Source organism: Pseudobdellovibrionaceae bacterium (genome assembly GCA_020635075.1).
In the GTDB taxonomy this organism is placed as follows: domain Bacteria; phylum Bdellovibrionota; class Bdellovibrionia; order Bdellovibrionales; family UBA1609; genus JADZEO01.
The window spans coordinates 1,912,910-1,934,893 of record JACKAM010000001.1 but is presented as its reverse complement, the minus strand read 5'-3'; the positions used below and the strand labels follow the sequence as shown (position 1 = coordinate 1,934,893).

Sequence of the window (21,984 nt, the reverse complement as noted above, 5' to 3'; positions counted from 1 at the left end):
TCTGATGAAGGTCTCATCCATTTAGCCTCAGATTACAGGATGTGGGCTGATCGCACGGATCACAAGCCCACCCGGCAGATGACAAGGTTTGCTAAATGGGTTTTAATTAATAGGAAGGCCTTTGATTGGCTGACGAAGAACACCGATGGCTTTGATTATTTGATGTCGTCAGGCCAAGGGGCGACGTGGAATTTTCCTGGGATTGAGGATGTCATGACGAATCCGAGTCAAGTGCAGAGAGATCGTTATAGTAGGTGGCACATGACAGCTTTGATATTTGGGACGTGGCCGGATGGTGAGGCGATCTTGGGGCCCGATGGGGTGGAGATTGGGCAGTGTCGGCATTTTATCAATCAGAAGGACGAGCTCTTGTGTGATTTGTCTTCGATAGAGTTTAATCATAGAAACACAAGTCACTTTGGTCACTTTCATGTGAAGCCGGCGGATTGAGGAAGCATTAATGAGAGAATTGAGTATGGGACTCTCAATCTTTTGTTTTTTGGCGGCTATGTACCCTAGCGTAGCCTTCAGCAAGTCTGAGTATGATATAGGTCCCTTTAGCAAAAAGTACTGGGACAACCAGTTCAAAAAAGAGGATCTTAACGTCATACATGGGGATCATCGGCGGATAGAGGCAGTTGCCAAGCGAGAGATTAAGCTGAAAAGAGGTGATCTCCAGATCGTTGTTTGTTCAGGATCTACGGTTCGCATAACAGGCAAGGAGATTTATTACATCGACACCAAATCCCCCGGCTGCAAGGTGGGAGAATATGAGGCGGCGGCGGGGACGACGATATCGTTTTGGGAGAGTCAGAGCAATGAGCTGAGGTCGATAGTGATTGCCAAGGCGGTGAAGGTCCGAGGTTATACTTGGCCAGCAAATTCCAAATTGCTGTTTGAAAAAGACGAAAACAGGAAACTGCGCTTGTATGCTGTAGAGTTAGGAGACGACCTGGCTGGGACGGACTATTTGAAAGGTCAGAAAGTGTATGTTGGTCGGATCATAGACGACACCGGCCGACGGAATGATGAGTTGTCCACACACGGAGAAGATCCGATCCTTTGAATTCTTTTGCCATGTCCTGATGTCTGTTCACTTTAAAGTTTGGGATCAGGCGATGTTCCCAGCCCACTCGGCAGATGACAAGGTTCGCTAGATGACGAGCCTATCTACTTTTTTGGATTCAGTGCATCCAAAAAAGTAGATTGGCACGTCACAGTGAGGTCCGATATCTGAGCGAAGCTTACTGCGGAGATTTGACGTAGAAGGAGTAGATCTGCACCAAGATGGCGTTGGTTTTGGCGTCGACGAGGCCGGCGGTGAAGACGATGATGTCGCGTTCACTGTCGAAGATCACGGTCTCGGGGGCCAAGGCGACTCCGCCGTCTTTGTAAGGGGAAAAGTCCACACCAATTGCCATTCCCAGGCCGGCGAGCATTTTCACTCGGGACTCAAGGTTGCTGCCGGCAAGTGCTTTTCCATCGGCAGGGGACGAAGCCTTCCAGTATTCTTTGGTTTCATTGTAGTAGGAAAAAGCATTCTGGCCTGGAATCAGCTGGGTCGGGGTTCGCCAAGAGGCTTCAGGCTTGTCCTTAATGTCGGTTGTATAGGTTAATCCTTTGCCATCAACGTTTTTGCGAAAGTCCAAAGTCAGGGGAGTGCCATCCTGGGAAGGACGGTCGGCAACAAAGTGACCCTCGGCCTTTTTGCTCAGAATAAAAGGATCTGGGCTGAAAGGGGGGCGTGATTCACGGGTGGCTCCAGATACAATCATCACCGAGTGGGGTTTAAATTCTCCCACCATCTTTTCCATGGTCGAAAACAAAGAAGCAAGGCCTTGATCCTCAGCGGCTGAAGCCAGAGGGGAGAGGGCCAAAATCAATCCGGTCAAAAAAAGTCTCTTCAAATTCATCCTGAACTCCTTCAGATTATGTGTTGCTCTGCTGCAAGGGGGAGGCCCTTGGGGGCGAAATGAGTGGGGAATGAGGGTAGGGCGGGGCCACAAGTGACCTAAATTGGCGGGGATTGTCACGATCTTGATCAATCCGATCCTGATTTAGGCCCTCATTCAAGGGATTTAGGGCCCTTTCGGGTTGACCCTCTGGGGGGTCACCATTAGCATGGCTCCATTCAAAAAAACGGAGTGAACCATGGCTGAATTGTCCAAGTTTGATTTGTTTAATCCCACTGAAGAACACAGCATGCTCCGCCAGATGGTGCGTGAGTTTGTCGAAGCCGAAGTGGAGCCCCAGGCTCTGGAGTTTGACCGCTCAGAAAGATTTAATCTTTCTTTGTTTCGCAAATTAGGTGAGCTGGGACTACTTGGAATTACGGTGCCAGAAGAGTACGGTGGGTCGGGTCAAGATGCCATTGCCGCAGTGATTGCGCACGAAGAGCTTTCTGCTTCTGATCCCGGATTTGCCTTGGCCTATTTGGCCCACGCCATGCTCTGTTTGAACAACTTGGCCCAGAACGGATCTCACGAACAAAAACAAAAGTATTTGCCCAAGCTTTGTTCGGGCGAATGGGTCGGCTGTATGGCCATGTCTGAACCTCACGTGGGAACAGATGTGATGGGCATGAAGACCACAGCTGTGCGCCAGGGCGATCATTACATCATCAATGGCCGCAAGATGTGGATCACCAATGGCACCATTGATGAAGAGAACACGCCGGCAGATTTGGTTTTGCTCTATGCCATTACAGGTGAGAAGAATGGCCGCCCTTTGGTGTCGACCTTTTTGGTTGATCCAACCCACCCTGGATATGAAGTGGGGCAAAAAATCAAAGACAAAACCGGAATGCGTGGGTCCAACACCGCCGAGCTGGTTTTCCAAGATTGCAAGGTGCCTCTGTCGGCCTTGGTCGGTGAAGAGGGCGATTCCATGATTCACATGATGAAGAATCTGGAAATCGAACGGTTGACCCTGGCGGCGATGAGCTTGGGAATTGCCCGACGCAGTCTCCAGGTCATGAACAAATACGCTCAAGAGCGTGAGGCTTTTGGTAAGCCACTGAGCTTTTTTGGTCAAATTCAAACTCACATTGGTAATTCCTATGCCGACTACATGGCAGCTAAAACCTATGTGTACAACACCGCCCGCATGATGGACATCAACTCCCACGGTCAACGGCTGGACAGCGACGGGGTGAAGCTAGTGGCGACCACCATGGGCAAAAACGTGGCCGATCGGGCGATACAGGTCTTGGGTGGCTACGGCTACGTCGGTGAATACATCGTCGAAAGACTGTGGCGGGACGCCAAGCTCCTGGAGATTGGTGGGGGAACTTTAGAAGCCCACCAGAAAAACATTACCCGAGATCTCATCAAGAACGCCGAGATCCAGTAGGCTCCCAAAAGGTTCCAGGTCCTCAAGTGATATGCGCAGTTCCAAATTCAATCCCAAGAGGGGATCGAATTTGGAACTGCGCATATCACTTGAGGACCTGGAACCTTTTGGGAGCTTTCCCTTGAGTCTGTGCAAAGATAAATCGGCCGGAACAGGTTGTTAAATATGTAACTTTTGAAGATTCCAACGGTAGTATTTCCTGGAACCTTTCTTGAGGGGATGTTTAGTGGTTTTGCTTCTTAGAACGACAATTCTTCTTTTTTTCTCCTTTGGTCTGGTGTTGGTTGCCTCGGCAGAGCTGCTCAAGATTGATGGTATTGAAATTTCAGGTAATGAGCGCACGGGCACTGATGTGATTCTGCGTGAGCTGGGAATCAACCAAGGGGACTCCATCAGCGAGGAGGCTCTGAATAGTCGTGTCCAGAGACTGAGAAATATCCGCATTTTTTCTCAGGTTGAGTCTAAATTGAGTCGTTTGGCCGATGATCGGGTCAAAGTCAAAATCTGGGTTCACGAACGTTGGACCACGATTCCCATATTCAAAATTGCCTCTGGTGGTGGTGTGAGCCAAACCACGGTGGGAGTTTATGACTCAAACCTTGGAGGTCGGTATTTAGAGGCCGGGGCTCAGGCATCCAAGCTTGAGGATGTGTACTCAGGTGTGGTCTGGTTTAAGAACCCGCGCCTGTTCGACAAACGATTGGTTTGGGACCTGCAGTTGTGGAACACCAGTCGGGTGCGCACCAAGTACAACCAGGATTTGGATGAGGCCGTTCCCATTACTGGATTTCTTCATCGTCGAGACCGGGCCTACACGGCTCTCACCTGGCTGATGAACGACAGTTGGAGCTTGCGTGCCGGGACTGAGTTCAATCGGGATTCTTTTTCTGACAAGTTTCTCGATCCGGAGATTAAGCAGCTGTTAGCCGCAAAACCCCTACCTCCCGATGCGGACGTGTGGCTGAGCACCATTGGTCTTCAGTGGGGGCAAATCGATTACAACGGCCACCTGGAAGACGGTTTGCTGGTGGATCTTGAATATGGTTATGGAGCCGCCCGATCGGATGGGATCAAGGATTTTCACCAAACCAACATCGCTTTTGAATACAAGAAGTCTTTTCTGGGACGAGGCACCTTTGCCCAGCGCAATCTCTCGGGAACAACGACGACTCAGGTTCTTCAGTACTGGTATTACCTGGGCGGTCTGGATCGTATTCGGGGATTTAGCAATGACCGATTTGCGGGTCGCTACTATTTGTTGAACAACTCCGAGTTCAGATGGGTGTGGTGGGATAGGCCCAAATACATTGTTCAGTCTGTCGCCTTTATCGATGCATTGAGTGCTGGTGAAGAATTCCGTACTTTGGGCACCCTTAAAGGGGCCAGTGCAGGAGTCGGCTTGCGAGTGGTCCTACCCCGCGTGTACCGCTTTGTTCTGCGTTTTGATTACGCCTCGCCTCTGCGCAAAGAAGACGACATGAATGTGAGCTTTGGCGTGCAGCAGTTCTTCTAAGGTACCAAATGAGAACTTGGCACCCTACGGACAGGGTGGAGCTTCATCCACCAGAGCTTTAAGCTGCTCAAGAAAAGTCTTGGCCGCCTCAGGATCACAGAAATAGGTGAGAGACTGGTAGCAAATGGAGGTGCCTTCCTGATTGAGGATAAGGTCTTCTCCATTGGCGAGCTTAATCTCCGCAAGCGGTAAAACCATGGCCATACACACGGGATGGTCCCGTGGAATATCAAAGCGCAGCCTGCAAAGCTCCTGATTGGCAAACAAGTCCTGAAGAGTGTCGGTCACACCACTGGGGATATCAATGCGGTCCTGGACTTCGTTGCGATTAGGGCAGTAGTGGGTGTAGTCCATGGCGTTGGCTGTCAGGTCGGCTTCCACGCGGACGTAGCCTGGGTCCTGCAAATAATCCATCACGGCGTAGCTCCACAACCATAACTTGCTGGCTGGGCCAGCCACCCCGAGGCGAACCACTTCCTTGGTGACGTCTTTGTCATTGGGACCACCGGCTGGACCTGTAGGGGGTTCGCAGCCCGTGAAGGCCAAGAGAGCCAAAATGAGACAAATCAAACCGTGCGCCCGTTTCATCATCAACATAATGCTGCAAAAGTGTGACCAGCTCAGCTCTAAACCCTGAAGATATAAGCGCTTTTTATTGTCAAAAGCCATGACTGTGGGGTTTTTGCTGACGGTTTAATCGCTCGGATATCAGATATCGGATATCCGATATCTGATATCGGTACTTTAGGGGGTCCCGCCATTGCCGAAGCCCGAGGCACCCGCAGCCACTGCGGCATCGCCCAGCACCTTGCCACGAGGTTCATCACGCAAGGCGTATTCACCAGCGACAACGGGTTTTTTAAGTTCATTGATAGCTTTACGGGTGAGACTTTGCACGAAGGAGGAAGACTCGCCAAAGCCGTATTGAAGAATCATGTAGTCACACCAACCGTAGCGAGCATAATCGTAGCGCGTACTCAACTGGTGAACGGCAATTTTCTTATTGGTGAGAGTGTTTAAGTGAGTGCCCAATTCGTTAACTTTGTTGCCCGGCCAGTATTCGTCCAATTCCAGTCCCAAAACATAACTATTCACCAGTTCATCTACCACAGGAATCAGCTTCGACATCCAATCCTTGAGCGTGGATGTGGCTTGGCCGTGGACGTTGGGTGCATCGTCTGGAAAGAGCCACAAGACGGGTGCCAAACCCGCATCCTTAATTTCCTGAAGTCGTTGTTTTAGTCCTTGAGGATTGGCGTAGTAGTTAAAGCTGGGACCGCCATAGTCTTTTTCATTGTAGGCGTAGACATAAAAGTGAGTGTAGCCACGGTTTTTGATTCCACGAAGACAACTGGCTCGCTTAGCAGAGTCTAAACCGGGAAACACATGGGTGTAGCAACCTGTTGAGAGGAAGTCCGTCTTGTGAGGCAATACAGGGATTCCCGCTGGAGCTGGAGGCGGTGCCGGTGGCGGCGCAGGAGGAGGAGGAGCCGGAGGCTCACTTGGTCCCGGCGGCTCAGCGGGCGGCTCCGTTGGCGGCTCGCTCGGGGGCGGGGGATTGTTCGATCCCACCTGGGAACCCTGATTCTGCTCTGTCGTGGTAAAGCCAATTTGTGCGGCTTCGAATTCGCCTTCACAGCCCAATAGAAAAAGGGCACCTAGTAGAAGACCTTTGGCAAAAGGTCTTAAAATCAACCCAGTATCCATAACACCAAACTCCTGGCCTCTTCACTCAAGGCATCCGGCCTCAAGGGTAACAGGTCCAACCAACCTGCCATCTAAATTTGCAAACGGTATTCCCCGTGTACTCCTTTAGGAGTGTTTTCAGATAATGGCTCTGTCTAGAGGCCTGGAATGAGACTAATTTGTCGATTACTGACCAGTCTATTTGCAGCTGTCAAAGGGGGGATAGGTTTCATGATAATTCTCACCTGCCTGGGGCGGATGCCAGAAAACACAGGGCTTTGCGGCACACAAAGAAACCCGTACCTTTGGGTACGGCATTGCGGCACCCAAAGGTACCGGGTTTCTTTGTGTGCCGCGAAGCTGAATAGAAATATGGGGTTTTGAGAGGCAGAAAGATCCATTCCTGTCACCGCTAGGCTCTTTCTGAAGTCGGCCGAGTGAACTGGAACTGTTTCATCAAGAAACTGGCAACCGGATTGGCCACAGTTCTCTTCATGGAGGTCAGAAAGAACTCCTCGTAGACGCCCCTAAGGTATCCGATCTTAAATAGTTTTTTTTCTGCAAGCAGCACTTTGACGGCAAACTCAGGTTCAACAATGAGTCCTTCGCCCTCAGCGGCCAAGAGTTTTTGAACTGTCGTGTCTTGGGTGTCTGCCACCACATTGATGACAATCTTATGACTTTCAAAAAAGTGGTCTACATCGTGTCTCAATTTACTGTGCTGAGTAGGTAGGATCAGTGGCTGTCCTACTAAGGATTTTGGGAATCCCTTTTTCAAAGGAAGGAAGGGTTTGGCTCCATAGACTCCTATCTTGAGCTTGGCAATTGAGCGGCTAAAGACAGATTTGTCATCACCAAAGATCAAATGGTGATTCGAAATGATGACATCTAGTGAGTGGGCCGTGAGTAATCGATAGAGTTCGTCTCCCGTTCCGTCCAGGGCCGTCACATGGCAATCCTGAAATTTTCTTGCTGCCTGAATAATTTGGACGACCAGGTTTTTGGGAATGCTATCCATTGAGCCAATACCCAGCCGAGGTTTTGCCGAATGGGATTTACTATTCAGGACTTCCAGAAGTTCACTGCCCAGATCATGAATTTGATTGGCATATTTAAGGGCTGCCTTCCCTGCGTCCGTCAAAATGAGTTTACGATTGCGCCTTTCAAATAACTTTTCCGAGAAGGACTCTTCCAGTTGTTTCAGTTGAGCACTTAGGGCCGGCTGACCCACTAACAGCTTTTCAGAGGCTTTGGATATACTGCCTTCAGTGGCAATAGCCCTAAAGTACAGCAGATGGTGGTAATTCAGCCAATTCACAATTTCTCCTTAATTCGAATAAATCGAAGTATTTCTTCGAATTTATACATTTTTATAAATTATCTTGTTGGTTTAGTCTACTAAGGAGTCACTAAACCCAACTTGGAGGTCCCTAATGCAAGAAGCTGTTCAAATAAAGGTTCATCGCAAGGAGGTCAGACCCGGTCACCGTCGCCAACTCAGAGCCTTAGTTGAGAATGTCCAGGACATCGTCCCAGGCCACTCGCGGGTTAAGGGGTTCATCAGCAAAACCTCGGATTTCTATGAGGGCCGGCTGGAAATCAGATCGCGAATCGGCTCCTTTGTGGCCAAAGCAAAATCACGAAACCTATTTGCCCTTATTGCAAAACTGCAAGCCAAGATCCTGCGACAGGCAGTTAATTGGCGGGAGAAGCGGGTCTCAAAAAAACGCTATTTGCGCCGCCGCCAACTGAAGACAGTTGCATTGTCCACCGCGTCTCATGAATCCTAGTTTCTACTGAGCCATGAATGGAGTCCAGTGACGAGTAAGAACCCACCAAAACCGAATAACGTGGTGAGGACCACCATTGACCTGGTCACCTCACCACTACAGAGCTTTCTGAGGCTTGAAGCCTCAGGCGGCATTGTCTTGTTTATTTCCGCCGCCCTTGCCATGGTGTTTGCCAATTATTCCCCTCTGATTTCTGTTTACGAGCAGTTGATCAACACTCCGATTGCCATCAACTTTGGTGACTTTATTTTGAGTAAAAGCCTCCTGCTCCTCGTTAACGATGGCTTAATGGCAATCTTCTTTTACCTCGTCGGCCTTGAGATCAAACGGGAACTGTTGGACGGAGACCTGTCTTCCCCAAAGAAGGCCTCTTTCTCCATTCTCGCTGCCCTTGGCGGAATGGCCTTGCCCGCCCTCCTGTTTATCTCGCTAAACTTAGGCTCACCCTCCATCAAAGGATGGGGGATCCCCATGGCCACTGACATTGCTTTTGCTCTGGGGGCCCTTGCCTTGCTCGGAAGCCGGGTTCCCACGGCACTTAAGATCTTCCTCCTGGCGTTGGCTATTGTTGATGATCTTGGGGCCATCTCAGTGATCGCGTTGTTTTATACTAACGAAATCGCCGCAAGCTACTTGGGCTTTGCCGGAATCTCCCTGTTGACTCTGACCATGCTCAACTATGCTGGGTTCCGAAATATGGGCATTGGCATTATCCTAGGTGTTATCACTTGGTTTTTCTTTTTGAAGTCAGGAATTCATGCCACCTTAGCGGGTGTGTTTTTGGCCTTTTTGACTCCGGCCAGTTCAATTCCGGGGGAGGGTGAGCCAAAACCAGCAAAAACCGAACTGCTGGACAGGTACATTCATGCTCTCCACCCTTGGGTTGCCTTTGGTATCATGCCTGTGTTCGCCTTTTTCAATGCCGGAGTCACCTTGGTTGGAGTGGACTTTGCTGAAGTCCTCCAGGGAAGCGTGGCCATTGGCGTTATCTTGGGTTTGGTCCTTGGCAAACCATTGGGGATTTTTCTTTTCACCTACATTCCCGCCAAGCTCAAGTGGGTTGAATTGCCCGATGGAATCACTTGGTCCCAAGTGACGGCCGTGGGTTTTTTGGCCGGAATCGGTTTTACCATGTCTCTTTTTATAGGCAGCCTGGCTTACACCGAAACACTGAGCATCACCGAATCCAAACTCGGTATTATGGTCGGCTCTCTTATCGCCGCAGGCCTAGGTTTGACTTCTCTGTGGTTGACCGTACCGAATAAGGCTTGAGGCGAAGAGCACGCTTGATTGGGCGGCTCTTTGCCTAAGCGACCTTTACTTGGACTTGAGAAGATAGACTGTCGAGGAAAGGCCGGCGGAACCAAAGGCCATGGCGAGAACCATAATCTGGTAGCGGGCCGCCAACAGCGGGTCGGCACCGGCGAGAATTTGTCCGGTCATCATGCCGGGAAATGAAACTATGCCGACTGCTAAAAAAGTATTGGTGAGCGGAATCAATGCCGCTTGTAGAGCCATCTTGCGCGAGTCCTCAATGCTATGGCCATAGGCCCTCTCTTTGTCGTACCTTTCTGCAGACAAGCTTAAGGCATTCATGGCGTTGGAAAAGATCATACCAGCCAGAGGGATCAGGTATTTTGGTTCGTACCAGGGAGTGTGATTGAGGACTCCAAAAATGATGATGGCCAATGTGGGTAGACAGCCTGTGGCCAAAGAGATCAGGGCTCGCAAATAGAGCTGTCGTCGCTGTTCTTTGATCGACTGCAGAGATATCCAACTGGTCATGGCCAACATCAAGGTAAGAAACCCGGAAATCAACACAGGATTATCCGAGGTAAACAAAAACTTGAGGACAAAGCCCACGAGAGAAAGTTGAAGGAGCATGCGGAAGGTGGCGATCAAGGTGTTCTTGCGCGCGATTCCCAGACGGGCATAGTAGATCAATACAATGATCATGGGAATAAATGCCAGGCTGAGGCGCCAAAGAGGAATTTCAATCATAGATGGTGCCAGGTTCCGAATATGCGTCCAGTTGAGTCAAATCATTTCTAAAATTAGAACTGATTTGACTCAACTGGACGCATATTCGGAACCTGGCACCATCTTAGTGATGATGGGTCGCCCATCAATGATGCAGCCCAAATGACTCATGAAAGTGAAGGTGCCTCCTAGCTTGCGGTCGATAAAGACCACTTCCCGAGGTGGCGTTCGCAAACGGAATTGGCTGATGAGTTCGGTGCCGGTGCGAGCCACCCGCTGGGGAAGATCGCTCTCGGCCCAGTTGTAGCGGCCTTGGGAATCCATCAGGTCATTGGGCACGGATTTCCATGCTGGATCAGCAAAAGGCTCGGTGACCAGATAGCAAAGGCGGACAAAAACATCCACATGCTCTGGGGAGTCTTCATCGCGCAGAAATCCCAGGGACCGGCCGCCGGCAATGACGTCCTCTCGTCGATGGTAAAGGGCTCCTGCCACCATACGTCGGTAAGAAGTCTGAAAACCGTAGGGGAGTTCGCGGACAGCCCCAAAGTCCAAGAGGATTAAAATGGGAAGTCCCTCTTCATTTAGGCGTACTCGGTAGTTGCCAAAATGAGGATCAGTTTGCACCTTTCCCCACTCGAACAATTCGCGCATATACACGTTCAAAAACAGGCGGGCCACCTCATGGCGGGTCTCCTCGGGCCACTTTTGCACCTGGGGATCTCCGGCCGGAATCGAGTCCATAAACTCGGTGGCGAGAATTCGTTTTGACGAATACTTTTGGTAGACACGGGGAACTTGGACCCGCGGAATATCTCGCAATTGGTTATGAAACCAGATAGTTTCACGAGCCTCCTGCTCATAATCCAGCTCCTGGTGGAGCATGACCTTGAACTCTTCCATGATGGCTTCACTTTGAAAACCAGAGGGGAAGAGGTCGGTGAGTTGAAACATCATTTTGAGGAATTTCAAATCAGTGGCAATGGCCTTTTCCACGCCTGGATACTGAATCTTAAGAGCCAATTGTTCGCCTGTTTCCTTAATCACGGCCCGGTGGACCTGGCCCAAGGAGGCAGCGGCAAAAGGTTCGGGATCGACCGCAAGTTCAGAGAGGACATCCTGCCCAAGCTCTTGAAGCAAAGCCTTCTCGACCCGGACCCACTCAAGGGGAGGGGATTTGTGCTGAAGAGACATGAGAAGTTCGTTGGCTTCCGGAGGTAAAAAGTGCTCCCCATAGGTGGAAAGCAGTTGTCCCGCCTTCATCACGCTGCCTTTGAGTTGTCCCAGTTCCTGGCTTAAAATCTCAGCTTGGGCCTTAAGGTACTGAGACCACTTTTCGGGATTCTTGTCTGAAGAGGAAACTAGTTTGCCCAAACTATGACCTGCAGCTTTTGCGCCCACCTTGGCTGTGAGTTTGGCCAAGCGAAAGCCCCGACCGATAAAGTTGGATTGGATTTGTTTTAGGGGCTTCTTCTTCATAGGTGCCAGGTTCCGAAAATGCGTCCTGATGAGTCAATTCAGTTCTCAAAAAATGAACTGATTTGACTCATCAGGACGCATTTTCGGAACCTGGCACCTATGAAGATAAGCAGAGACTTCATCATAGTTTTCCATGTTGTTGTGTTTTTCATAGCCCTGCAGAAGGATACGACACTTCTTTTCCAGAACTTCGCGAACAGAGGTCCTTTCTCGATCGGTAATATTGAAATTTGTCAGGTAAGGGGCCAAGGCTTTGACTCGCCAGTAATCCATGGCCTTATAGCGCTTGGAGAGCTGGTCCTCGTGGCCTCCGTACTTGATAATGAGGGGATCAGAAATAAAGCCCACTTCAAAGCGAGAACAGATCCGCAGCCATAGTTCATAATCCTCACAAACCGGAAACTCTTCATTAAAGAGTCCCACTTCTTGAAACAAATCCCTATGAATCATCACCGTCGAGGGCGAGATCACACATAGAGGCAGGCATTTTGCAAAGATTCTCCCGCCAAACTTTTGATGGTGTTTGCAGGGATTAACCCGCTCTCCGTTGCGCACCCATATCTCTTCGCCGTGGATGAGTAGATGATGAGGATTTAAGGACGCATGGGTCATTTGCATCTGGAGCTTTTCAGGCAGCCATTCATCATCCGAGTCCAAAAAGGTCAGCCACTCTCCCTTGGCCCCGCTAACACCCAGGTTGCGCGCTCGGCTGACCCCGCCGTTGTCCACCCGTATCACTCGCAAGCGATTCCCCAGGGCCAATAGCTCGGAATCGGTCTTGAGCCATTGGGCGGTACCATCCTCGGAGCCGTCATCGACCACAATCAGCTCCCAATTAGGGTGGCTTTGAGCAAGGACTGATCCGATGGCCCGCTTGAGCAGACTGAGGCGATTATAGGTCGGCAGAATCACGCTTATCAGTGCCATGGCGGGCACTCTAGCAGTTTTGCCCGGACTTCGCTATTGCCTGAAAGTCCAGCGATATCCAACATCTAGAATTCTGGCCTTTATTGAGTCCTGAAAATAGTTCTTAAGAGATTGATTTTTCGAGGTTTTTTTATTATTTCTCGAACCCTTGTAATGAAATTGCGGAGGCCAGTTGGCCGAGTGCAACAATCCCTTTCTGGATGTCCTGAAGGAGGGCGGCGTTGTTGTTTGAAGGGTCTGAGAAAAAAGTTGAAATAGTGGTCCGGCCTGGACTTCCCTCATTCCGAGACAAATCCCGAAAATTTTGGGATGAGATTGTCGACGCGGCAGGAGCTTGCATTCTGAGTGAAGTGCATTCCAGTGCTTGCGATGCCTATCTTTTGTCCGAGTCGAGCCTTTTTGTCTTCGATCAACGGGTGGTGATGATCACCTGTGGGAAGACAACCCTGGTGTCAGCGGCCTTGAATCTGGTGGATGAAGTTGGCAAGGCATCCCTGCAGAGTCTTATCTATCAAAGAAAAAATGAATACTTCCCGGATCAACAACATTCCCAGTTTCACGAAGATGTTCTGTTTTTAGAAGGCAAGCTCAATGGCAGGAGTCTGTGTCTGGGAGATCCTAATTCCCATCATATGCATGTCTACCACCTCAACGAGAAGTTTTTCCCTGTGGCTAATGACACCACAACGGAAATCCTAATGTATGATTTGGGAGAGGACATCCGGCAGATCTTTTCCACTCCTGGTTTAACCGCTGAGCAGATTCGCCTCAAGACAGGAATGAGTGAGATTCTGGGTGGTTTTTCCATCGACGACTGGGCCTTTGATCCCGTTGGTTACTCTTTAAATGCGGTAAAAGATGATCTTTACTACACCATCCATGTCACCCCTGAGGAGTCAGCCACCTATGCGAGCTTTGAAACCAATCTGCCGACCGAAAGGGATCTCAGTGACCTGGTGGCCCGGGTTTTAACGGTATTTCGACCACAAAAGTTTGATGTTGTTGGTTTTCGACCAGAGGGTGCCTGTCAGCTCCGGCTGCCGGGCGTGGAATCCTACCAGAGGGAAATCCGTGATCTGGAATGTGGCTACAGCCTCACCTTTGGGGCCTATCGAGTGAATGTATCGGCGGATAGTAAGAGCGCCATGTAAGATGGTAGTGGTTTGACCACTTTATTGAAAGGAACTGTGCTGTGAAGTTTGTGAATCGAGAGACTTGTGACACTCCTCCCGTGGCCCGGCAGTGGGTCGAGGAAGAGGTTTATGATTTTACGGCTAAGAAATTTGGCATCAAGGAAGCACTATTCTCAGGGCGCAGTGAGTTTCAGTCGGTGGCTATTTATGATACCTACCATTATGGACGAATGCTGATGAACGACGGCATGGTTATGGTCACCGAAAAAGATGAGTTCTGCTACCACGACATGATTGCTCATGTTCCCATGTTCACCCATCCTAATGTCAAAAAAGTTTTGGTCATTGGTGGCGGCGATGGTGGCACGGCCCGTGAGGTCTTACGCCACAAGCAGGTTGAACGCTGTGTGATGGTTGAAATCGACAGCATGGTGGTTAAGGCCTGCAAAGAGTTTATCCCACAAACCGCGGCCGTGATGCGTGATGACCCTCGATTGGAACTGCGAATTGAAGACGGTGTGGCTTTTGTTAAAAACACCAAGGAAAAATTTGATTTGGTTCTGGTGGATTCCACAGACCCGGTTGGGCCGGCCACTCCGTTGTTCAATGTGTCCTTTTATCAGGACGTATTTAACATATTGAATGATGAGGGTCTGGTTGTTTCCCAGGGAGAGTCGCCCTTCTTTTTTGCTGAAGCACAAAAGTCCCTGGTGGAGATCTTCTCTCAGGTTTTTCCGCTACGGGGCCTCTACAATTTTAGTAATCTGACCTATCCGGGAGGATTGTGGTCTTTTTGTATGGGCTCGAAAAAATACCATCCTCTTAAAGACTTCCAAGCTGGTCGGGTAAATGAGTCTGGCCTTAAGTTTCAGTACTACAACCCGTCTATCCATTGCTCGGCCTTTTCACTATTGGAAATGCAGATCGAACCCATTCGGCAATGGGTCAATCTCAATAACAATCGGGACTGAAGGTCAGTATGAGCAGTGATCACGACGAGGAGGACCTCGATATCGTTCAATTGGCCTCGCGCCGCCGGTATTTTGCTGAAGAACCCTTTTCGATTTCTGGGATGGAGTGCTCCGCCGCCGAAGTCTGGGAGACTCTTGGTTCCCGTTTGACTGAATCTCGACAGAAAAAGATCCAAAATGTTTGCGCTCAACGTTGTCAGTCCCTGGTTCCGGTCCTTGAAGGAATTTATGATCGGGGCAATATCAGTGCGGTCATGCGTTCGGCCGAGGCTTTTGGCTTTTATCGCTTTCATGTGGTGGAGCATCCTGAAAACCGTTTCAAAGCTGCCAATCGGGTGACCCAGGGGACGGACAAGTGGCTTAGGGTGGAGAAGTATTCACAGGCTGGCGAATCTGTTTTAAGTTTGCGCTCACAAGGTTACAAGGTCTTTGCCACTCACCTAGAGGCTTCAGTTCCCATTGACCAAATTGATTTCACTCAAAAGGTGGCTGTCGTCTTCGGCAACGAAAAAGACGGTGTCAGCCAGGAAATGCTCGACCTCGTCGATGGCACTTTTATTCTCCCGATGCAGGGCTTCGCTCAGAGCTTCAATATCTCGGTGGCCGCTGCACTGACTTTTTCCTATGCCTATTGGGAAAGGGTTCGCCGGCTAGGCAAATGTGCTGATCTCGACGACCAAGCGCAAATGATTCTAATGGCAAACTATGCTTTGCGCAGTTTCGACAATCCCGACCAGATCCTCAAGGAGTTGATTAAGCGTCGATCTTGAAAAGTCATGCTGCCCGCGATGTTGGCTGAGACTTGGCTTCCCCATAGGGGAAAACCAGAACAAATGTTGTCGTGTCCGCATTTTCGTCAATGGAAAGAGATCCCCCATGGGACTCAAGAATTCCCTTTGAAATACTCAAGCCAAGGCCAGTTCCCTCTCCCACCTCTTTGGTGGTGAAAAAGGGGTGAAAGACTTTCTCGCGTATATCCTCGGGGATTCCCGGGCCACAGTCCGAAACCCGCAGTTCCACACCGTGGGGGAGGGCCTCGCCCTCAATGTGAATCCATGGTTTGTCCTTGGACTTGATGGCGTCAAAAGCGTTATTCAGTAAATTCACCAAGACTTGGGTGTACTGCACACGTCTTCCCGATATGATGACATCGTCAGGTACACTGATCTTGAGATCAATAAAGTGGGCATTGAATCTTGCTTCGCAAAAATCCATGGTGTCATTGATCAGATCTCTGAGAGGAAATGACTGTATGTTGTCGTCAGAACCTTCGCGGGCAAATCCCCTCAGTCCTTCGACGATTTTGCGAATGCGAAAGACATAGGATTCAATCTTGTCAGCCCATTCGGCCACGCCTTCGGTGGTGTTTTTTGCCTCGACCAAGTGGCGAATCTTGGTGGCGGCCATCACGATCACTGTCAATGGGTTGTTAATCTCGTGGGCGATACCTCCGGCCATTTCACCAAGGGCCGAGAGTTTACTTGCATGCATGGCGATCTTTCGCTCTTCCTGCAGTGACTCTTCAAGCTCTTTTCTCTCAGTGATATCTTGAATAATTCCACAGATGGTCGGACAGTTGGGCTCGTTGGAGAGGGGTGCTCCCGCCTTCCACACCCAGATCACTCGTCCCGACTCAGTCTTCAACTGGAATTCGCCTTCAAACGGAGTGCCTTTGGTGACACACTCTTCAATTGCTTTGCCAATTCGTTGCTGGGATTCGCCAATGTAGCGGCCAATGGCTTGATCTGGATTCAATTTTGTTCCCAGTGGGACCTCGTGAATGTGATAGGACTCATCGGACCAACTGAGGATCTTGCCCTCAATATCGTAGGACCAGGATCCCACATGGGCGACACTCTGGCTCTTGTCGAGGAACAATGTTTTTTCATCGGCAAGCTTCTGAGCACGACGGCGACTTGAGGTGGTGGAGCCGACAAAAAGACCCAGTAGAATTGACAGGCACAGTCCGACAGCCAAGTGAATTCCTATCACCTTTGTCAGTCGCTGGCCAATGGGGTTTTCTTCCACCGACACCTGCCAGGTTTGCCCAAGATACTCGAACTCTGAGTGGAAGAGGTTCGGATTGGGCGAACCTTTGGCAAGACTCACCTGGGCTGAAATGATGCGGTCTTGATGTTCTCCAACCTGGCTGAACATCTCCTCGATATCGATCACCGAGTAGACCCAGCCCATGACCCGATCACGGGAATCGGCGTCCCCGGCGGCCGTTTTGGACCATACGGGAACTACCAGAAACTGCATATCCTTTTGCACCGAAGGCAGGCGAATCGGATCAGAAACGCAGGCGATGTCTTTTGCCAGTGAGCCGGCGAGGGCCTCCTGCAGTTTACCAATTGTCGAAGCGTCCAGGCCAATGAGCTTTTCATCAAAGGGTTCATGGTAAGTGGTGATCCAGTAATGGTCTTGGACTTTGTCCAACGGAAATTTTAGGCGAAACCAGGAACTATTGTCCGCCTGGGTCTCCTTGACGAAGTCGTTAACATCGGATGAGGTCACGTTGGCAATGTAGCCTAAGCCAATGATTCCCTCGGGTCGGGACTTGATGGTGCCGGTGTAGAACTTGGCAAACTCATGGCGCTCAACGCTTTTTGAGGCCTCATAGAGCCCTCTGAGGCCGAGCAGAACGTGTTCATGGAAGGAAAGGATTTGCTTGGCTTGATGAACCGTTCTTTCCTTCGCCATATTCAGATGTTGGTTCTGAATCTCTACTTCAGTTGTCACCGAAAAACGAGTCACCAATGCTGTCAATACCAGACCACCAAGGCCAACTGCAAAAGCCAGTCGGTGGGTCCTAAGTAGAGAAGTCGGTTTGGAAAGTATGAGGAAGTTTGCCACCCAATGGTATCGGGATTTTGGTCCTCACACCGAAGAATCGATATGAGAACAAGCTAATCTTAACCAAGTGAGTGTCTCAATCGGAAACAGGACGTCTAGTGTTGAACCTGAATGGGACAGTCCTTTTCCATCTCATTGGCCAGGCGGCGGAAATCCTCCACCCATTCCTGGAGCATGAGGTGCATGCCAGGGGGCTCGGCCAGGGTCAACTTCTCTGGTAGGTCCGTCGGACTTTGATAGCCCCGCTTCTGAAGTTCTTTCCACAGGTTGGACCAGGCCTGAAAGGAGCGGTCCATTTCCTCATCCACCTGGTCTTGATAGCCAGACTGGTACCAAAAGTGAAGTGCGCGATCCATGGGACGATCGGCGAGCCACAAGTCCCAAAGTTTGGCAGCAGCTGCTTCGAGAAAAACCTTTTCCAGTGGGCCACTCTCTTTGGGAATGGCCTTGATCCAGTGCTCAACAATGGGTTGAGGAGAGTATTGATCATCTCCCACCAAAGCGCGAAAGGCCTCTTTGTAAGTTTCTTGCACACCGACAGTCGCCAATTTCTTACAGAGTTCAAAGGGGGCCATGTGAACAACCGTGTCGACGATTTCATCCGAAGCCTTCATCAGCTCTTCGATCTTCTGTTTTTCCTGCTCTAGCTCTTCGGTGTTTGGCTCACGCATTTCATCAGATGACATGTTCGGCTCCCTCAATTTGATCAACGGCCCACAGACCTAGAAAGCGGCACCAGATGGGCTTTAGACTTCTGATGCCGCCTTGTATCAAGAGGCAGCAAGGCGGTCAATCACAAAGCCGAATTCATAGGCCGCCTCATGGTGATGGTCGTGGCGACCAGAGCTGCCGCCGTGTCCTGCTCCCAAATTGATTTTGAGCAGAAGGCTGTTGTGATCTGTCTTGTGGGCACCCAGGCTGGCCACCAATTTTGTCGGCTCATAATATTGAACCATGGAGTCATTGAAGCCAACGGTGACCAGTAAGTGGGGATAATTCTGAGCCCTGACATTGTCATAGGGTGAATAGGATTTCATGCAGAAGTAGTGCTCCGGGCTAGTGGGATTCCCCCATTGTTGGTACTGGTCGCCTCAAGATGGAAAACGGTCCTGAAGAAAGTCATCGATTCTTCGTGATTAGTCCACAATTGAAACGAAGAAATCTTGGACATTGTCTGCTTTCTGGCCAGGGACGTGCGGCTGGGTAAGGGAGCAAAATCAGTCAGACTAATGGGCATTAAGTTTAATCATTATTTTTTTCTGTTTATCCAGTTGTCAGAGGATTATTCCGATAATCAACAAGGTCAGCCTGGGGACGGCACGAGTCTTGCCAATTAAATCCTGGGACATGGGGAAATCTTAGGGGGATAAATGGACCTGGCGCTTCAAAGTAAGACGGGGAAGCTCTTTCGTGTCAAAGTAGCTGCAGAGGGGGACAATCGCGTTGCCTTTGTGCCGCTTGAAAAGTTCACCATAGGCTCGCAGCCAAAACTTCCAGTGACGATCAAGGGCAAGGGTGTGGATAAGCGCCACCTGGTCGTCTCTTGTGTAAAAAATCAAATCTGGCTGACCGATCAAAAAACCGAAGGTGGCACCATGGTCAATGGCAAGGCCATTCAACCTGATGTTCCCTATCACTATTGTCCCGGTGACAAGATCACCCTTGGTGAAGCCGAGTTTGCCTTACAAATTGATTTGTTCGTGCAAAGCTTTGATGAGGATTTGAGTCCGGACAAGATGATTGCTGAGGCTGCAGAGAGAGCTAAAAGCTTTGAAGAGACACGGATCAAGGAAATTCAGGAAAACGTCAATAACGCCAAGAAAGACTGTGATGCGGTCAAAAGCTCGGCTTACGATAAGGCCGATGAAATTCTTGCCGCTGCTCGTGATGAGGCCGAAAAGATCCTCGGCGAAGCTGAAATCAAAAAACAGGCCGAACTCAAAGAAGCCAGTGAGGTCTTAAACTCCGCCCATGCCCAAGCCAAGAAAGTGACGGCCGAAGCCCGCCAGGAGTTGGAAAACCAGCAGATTGAATTGGAAAAGAACCGCGCCAAGGTCGAAGAAGATCAGAAAAAGATGAAGGAGGCCTTTGAGCGTCTGCGTGTTGAGATTGTCAAAAAGGCTGAGCAACAGGCCGAGGAGTCAGCTCATAAACTTCTTGAAGTCGCCAAAGGCAAAGCTGATGAGATCATGCGCCGGGCAAAAGAGACCAGTGACACCAATCGCACGAGGATGATCACTCAGGCGAATAAAGATGTGGAAGCCATTCGCCAGCAGGCTCAGGATCAAGGCAAGGCGATTTTGATGGAGTACGAGCAAAAGGCCTCAGGGGTTCTTGAAGTCTCGGAAAAGCAGGCCAACGAAAAACTCAGCCAAGCTGACCAAAAGGTTCTTCAGCTTAGGAAGGACGCGGAGATTGAAGCTCAGGCCCTGGTTATTGAAGCCAGAGATAAGTCTTCCCAGCTAATCTCCGCGAGCGAGGAGTCGGCAGAGAAGATTGTCCGCAATGCCCAGGACCGTGCGGCTGGAATTCGTGAGGAGGCACAAACTGAATCTGATACTTTGGTACGCAAGGCTCAGACGGCCTCATTAGAAATCAAAAGCTACGCGGACGAACAGGCAAAGACCGTGGTGGATGAGGCCAAAGCCGCCGGTGATGAAATTCGCCGCAAGGCTGTGGTGGAGGCCGATCAGCAGCTTAATGCTGTTAAAGAAGAGGTCCAGGCGGCAAGGCAGAAAAGCGATCAACAAGTGAATGAGATCCTACGTTCGGCCCAGGAAAAGGCCTTGGCGAGACACAATATGGCAGTAGCAGAGGCCGGTCAGGTTGTAGAAAAGGCCAAAGGCGAATCGGATGCTCTATTGGCTCAGGCTCGAGAAGGTGCGGAAAAAATAGTTGAAGAGGGTCGGCAAAGGGCTTTTGCCCTTGAGGCCCAGGCTCAGGAGAAGGGGCAAAGCCTGTTTAACGAAGCTCGCCTTAAAGCAGAAACCCAGGTGGATGCTTTGATCAAACAGGCTGAAAGCAAATCTTCAGAAATTTTGCAGGCACAATATGAAAAGGCCCAGGTCATCATTGAAGAGGCAAAAATTCAGGCGCAAAAGACGGTGGATGAGGCCAGGCACTATGAGGCCAAGACCATTCAAGAGGCAAAAGTAAAGGCCGCAGAGGAGCGCAACAAAGAGGCTTCGCGCATCGTCACTGAGGCCACAGCCCAGGCCGAGGCCATTAAGGAGCAGGCCCATGTGGAGGCGGAAAAAATCAAAGAGCAGTCTCATCAAAAGGCTCTGTCCATGCGGGCCGAGGCGGAAGATGAGCTGGCCACTATTTATAGTGAGGCTCATAGGAGAGCCGAAGGCGTTCTTAAAGAGCGCGAGGCCGATGGTGGAAAGCTGATCGAGGCTGCCCGTGAGAAGGCCAATCAGATAAAGGCCAAGGCCCAGGAAGAAGCCAACCAGTTAATCGGTCAGTCGCAGCGACTGGTAGGCGAGGTCCGCTCCAAGGCGCAGGTGGAGGCCAACAACCTTTTGGCCCAGGCCAAACAGCAGGTGGATTCGCTCATTAAGGAACAGGATGAGAGAAATGCCAAGGCCTTTGAGCAGGCTCGGGCCGAGGCAGCAGAGTTTGTCCTTGCCCAGCAGAAGGAGCTACAGGCTCAGCATGCTCACGCAGCGAAAGAGGTGGAGAACCTCAAAAAGGCTCAGTTGGCAGATGTGGAAAGATTAAAGCTCGAAGCGCAGAATGCTCTCAAGCAGAGCTTGCAGGAGAGGGATCAGGCCCGTGACGAAGCGAAAAAGATTTTCGTTCAGGCTAAGGAAAGAGAGGAAGAAATTCTCGCCAAGGCCCAACAGGAATACGAGCTTCGCAGGGAACAGATGGATGTGGAGTTGGATAAGCTCCGCAAAGCAGAACAAAAGCGCATCGATGAGCAGTGGGAGATACAGGCGAAGATTTCTGAAAATCGCCGTCGCCATGAAGTCAATCTCCTCATGGAGAATCTACAGCTAGGAATGGAGGCCACTCTTCGTCGACTGGGCGACGGTGGCATGAGTGACCAGGATGTAGAGCGCGTGTTTGAGGAAATGAAGAACATCGTCGATCGCTCGCTGTCCATGTCTCGCGAGCAGAGACAGGCCAAGGTCAGCAAACCCAAGCGTTTGTTTCTCTTTAAACGTGGGGACAAAGAAGATAGTGGTAATGGCAAGGAAGATAAGAAAAAGCAGACGGCGATTGCTGCCAGTTGGATCGTCTTCTTCCTGCTAGCGACGATCCCATTGCTATATTACTACGTTTGATTGGGG

At 50.3% G+C, this 21,984-nt stretch carries 19 protein-coding genes and 1 pseudogene; 10 read left to right on the top strand and 10 right to left on the bottom strand.

Annotation, left to right across the window (positions count from 1 at the left end):
- Positions 1–39 precede the first annotated feature (39 nt).
- Together H6624_08415 and H6624_08410 are read left to right on the top strand one after the other, a co-directional pair.
- Positions 40–450, top strand: a complete 411-nt coding sequence (locus H6624_08415; protein MCB9084355.1) for a hypothetical protein — start codon at positions 40–42, stop codon at positions 448–450.
- A 10-nt stretch (positions 451–460) separates the two neighbouring features.
- Entirely contained in the window at positions 461–1,066 is a 606-nt protein-coding gene (locus H6624_08410) for a hypothetical protein (protein MCB9084354.1), read from the top strand.
- A gap of 178 nt (positions 1,067–1,244) precedes the next feature.
- Here H6624_08410 and H6624_08405 read toward each other — a convergent pair whose 3' ends face one another.
- Positions 1,245–1,913 (bottom strand): hypothetical protein, encoded by a 669-nt coding sequence (locus H6624_08405; protein ID MCB9084353.1) that lies wholly within the window; start codon positions 1,911–1,913, stop codon positions 1,245–1,247.
- Between the two features lie 238 nt (positions 1,914–2,151).
- On the opposite strand from H6624_08405, the gene H6624_08400 reads away from it, so the two are divergent.
- A complete protein-coding gene (locus H6624_08400) occupies positions 2,152–3,351 on the top strand; it encodes an acyl-CoA dehydrogenase family protein (protein ID MCB9084352.1) in 1,200 nt (399 codons plus the stop codon).
- Positions 3,352–3,577: 226 nt separating this feature from the next.
- Complete coding sequence (locus tag H6624_08395) at positions 3,578–4,864, top strand: BamA/TamA family outer membrane protein (GenBank protein ID MCB9084351.1); 1,287 nt, start codon at positions 3,578–3,580, stop codon at positions 4,862–4,864.
- Between the two features lie 24 nt (positions 4,865–4,888).
- On the opposite strand, the gene H6624_08390 is transcribed toward H6624_08395, so the two are convergent.
- The 3 genes from H6624_08390 to H6624_08380 all read right to left on the bottom strand — a co-directional run bounded on the left by H6624_08390 (position 4,889) and on the right by H6624_08380 (position 7,868).
- Complete coding sequence (locus tag H6624_08390; protein ID MCB9084350.1) at positions 4,889–5,455, bottom strand: hypothetical protein; 567 nt, start codon at positions 5,453–5,455, stop codon at positions 4,889–4,891.
- 153 nt (positions 5,456–5,608) lie between these two features.
- Positions 5,609–6,571, bottom strand: a complete 963-nt coding sequence (locus tag H6624_08385) for a hypothetical protein (GenBank protein ID MCB9084349.1) — start codon at positions 6,569–6,571, stop codon at positions 5,609–5,611.
- A gap of 391 nt (positions 6,572–6,962) precedes the next feature.
- A complete protein-coding gene (locus H6624_08380) occupies positions 6,963–7,868 on the bottom strand; it encodes a LysR family transcriptional regulator (GenBank protein ID MCB9084348.1) in 906 nt (301 codons plus the stop codon).
- Positions 7,869–7,983: 115 nt separating this feature from the next.
- On the opposite strand from H6624_08380, the gene H6624_08375 reads away from it, so the two are divergent.
- Both H6624_08375 and nhaA read left to right on the top strand, forming a co-directional pair.
- Positions 7,984–8,340 carry a hypothetical protein gene (locus H6624_08375; protein MCB9084347.1) on the top strand — a complete coding sequence of 119 codons (357 nt, stop codon included), beginning with the start codon at positions 7,984–7,986 and terminating at the stop codon, positions 8,338–8,340.
- Positions 8,341–8,421: 81 nt separating this feature from the next.
- Complete coding sequence (gene nhaA, locus H6624_08370) at positions 8,422–9,612, top strand: Na+/H+ antiporter NhaA (protein ID MCB9084346.1); 1,191 nt, start codon at positions 8,422–8,424, stop codon at positions 9,610–9,612.
- Between the two features lie 45 nt (positions 9,613–9,657).
- On the opposite strand, the gene H6624_08365 is transcribed toward nhaA, so the two are convergent.
- The 3 genes from H6624_08365 to H6624_08355 form a co-directional block, all read right to left on the bottom strand.
- The gene (locus tag H6624_08365; protein MCB9084345.1) at positions 9,658–10,341 is read right to left on the bottom strand and encodes an ABC transporter permease; all 684 of its coding nucleotides are present in this window, start codon (positions 10,339–10,341) and stop codon (positions 9,658–9,660) included.
- A gap of 69 nt (positions 10,342–10,410) precedes the next feature.
- Entirely contained in the window at positions 10,411–11,799 is a 1,389-nt protein-coding gene (locus H6624_08360) for an AarF/ABC1/UbiB kinase family protein (protein MCB9084344.1), read from the bottom strand.
- A 45-nt stretch (positions 11,800–11,844) separates the two neighbouring features.
- Positions 11,845–12,726: a glycosyltransferase gene (locus tag H6624_08355; GenBank protein MCB9084343.1), complete on the bottom strand. Its 882-nt coding sequence runs from the start codon at positions 12,724–12,726 to the stop codon at positions 11,845–11,847.
- Between the two features lie 221 nt (positions 12,727–12,947).
- Here H6624_08355 and H6624_08350 point away from each other — a divergent pair, with 221 nt between their 5' ends.
- From H6624_08350 to H6624_08340, 3 genes are all read left to right on the top strand, one after another.
- Positions 12,948–13,877 (top strand): adenosylmethionine decarboxylase, encoded by a 930-nt coding sequence (locus H6624_08350; GenBank protein ID MCB9084342.1) that lies wholly within the window; start codon positions 12,948–12,950, stop codon positions 13,875–13,877.
- A gap of 80 nt (positions 13,878–13,957) precedes the next feature.
- Complete coding sequence (gene speE, locus H6624_08345) at positions 13,958–14,830, top strand: polyamine aminopropyltransferase (GenBank protein ID MCB9084341.1); 873 nt, start codon at positions 13,958–13,960, stop codon at positions 14,828–14,830.
- A gap of 101 nt (positions 14,831–14,931) precedes the next feature.
- Positions 14,932–15,600, top strand: a complete 669-nt coding sequence (locus H6624_08340) for an RNA methyltransferase (protein ID MCB9084340.1) — start codon at positions 14,932–14,934, stop codon at positions 15,598–15,600.
- Between the two features lie 4 nt (positions 15,601–15,604).
- On the opposite strand, the gene H6624_08335 is transcribed toward H6624_08340, so the two are convergent.
- From H6624_08335 to H6624_08325, 3 genes and pseudogenes are all read right to left on the bottom strand, one after another.
- The gene (locus H6624_08335) at positions 15,605–17,599 is read right to left on the bottom strand and encodes a CHASE domain-containing protein (GenBank protein ID MCB9084339.1); all 1,995 of its coding nucleotides are present in this window, start codon (positions 17,597–17,599) and stop codon (positions 15,605–15,607) included.
- Positions 17,600–17,781: 182 nt separating this feature from the next.
- Positions 17,782–18,372, bottom strand: a complete 591-nt coding sequence (locus tag H6624_08330) for a hypothetical protein (GenBank protein MCB9084338.1) — start codon at positions 18,370–18,372, stop codon at positions 17,782–17,784.
- A gap of 84 nt (positions 18,373–18,456) precedes the next feature.
- Positions 18,457–18,771: pseudogene (locus tag H6624_08325) on the bottom strand (prolyl oligopeptidase family serine peptidase).
- 285 nt (positions 18,772–19,056) lie between these two features.
- On the opposite strand from H6624_08325, the gene H6624_08320 reads away from it, so the two are divergent.
- On the top strand, positions 19,057–21,978 hold the full coding sequence (locus H6624_08320; GenBank protein ID MCB9084337.1) for an FHA domain-containing protein: 2,922 nt from the start codon (positions 19,057–19,059) through the stop codon (positions 21,976–21,978).
- The last annotated feature ends 6 nt before the right edge of the window (positions 21,979–21,984 follow it).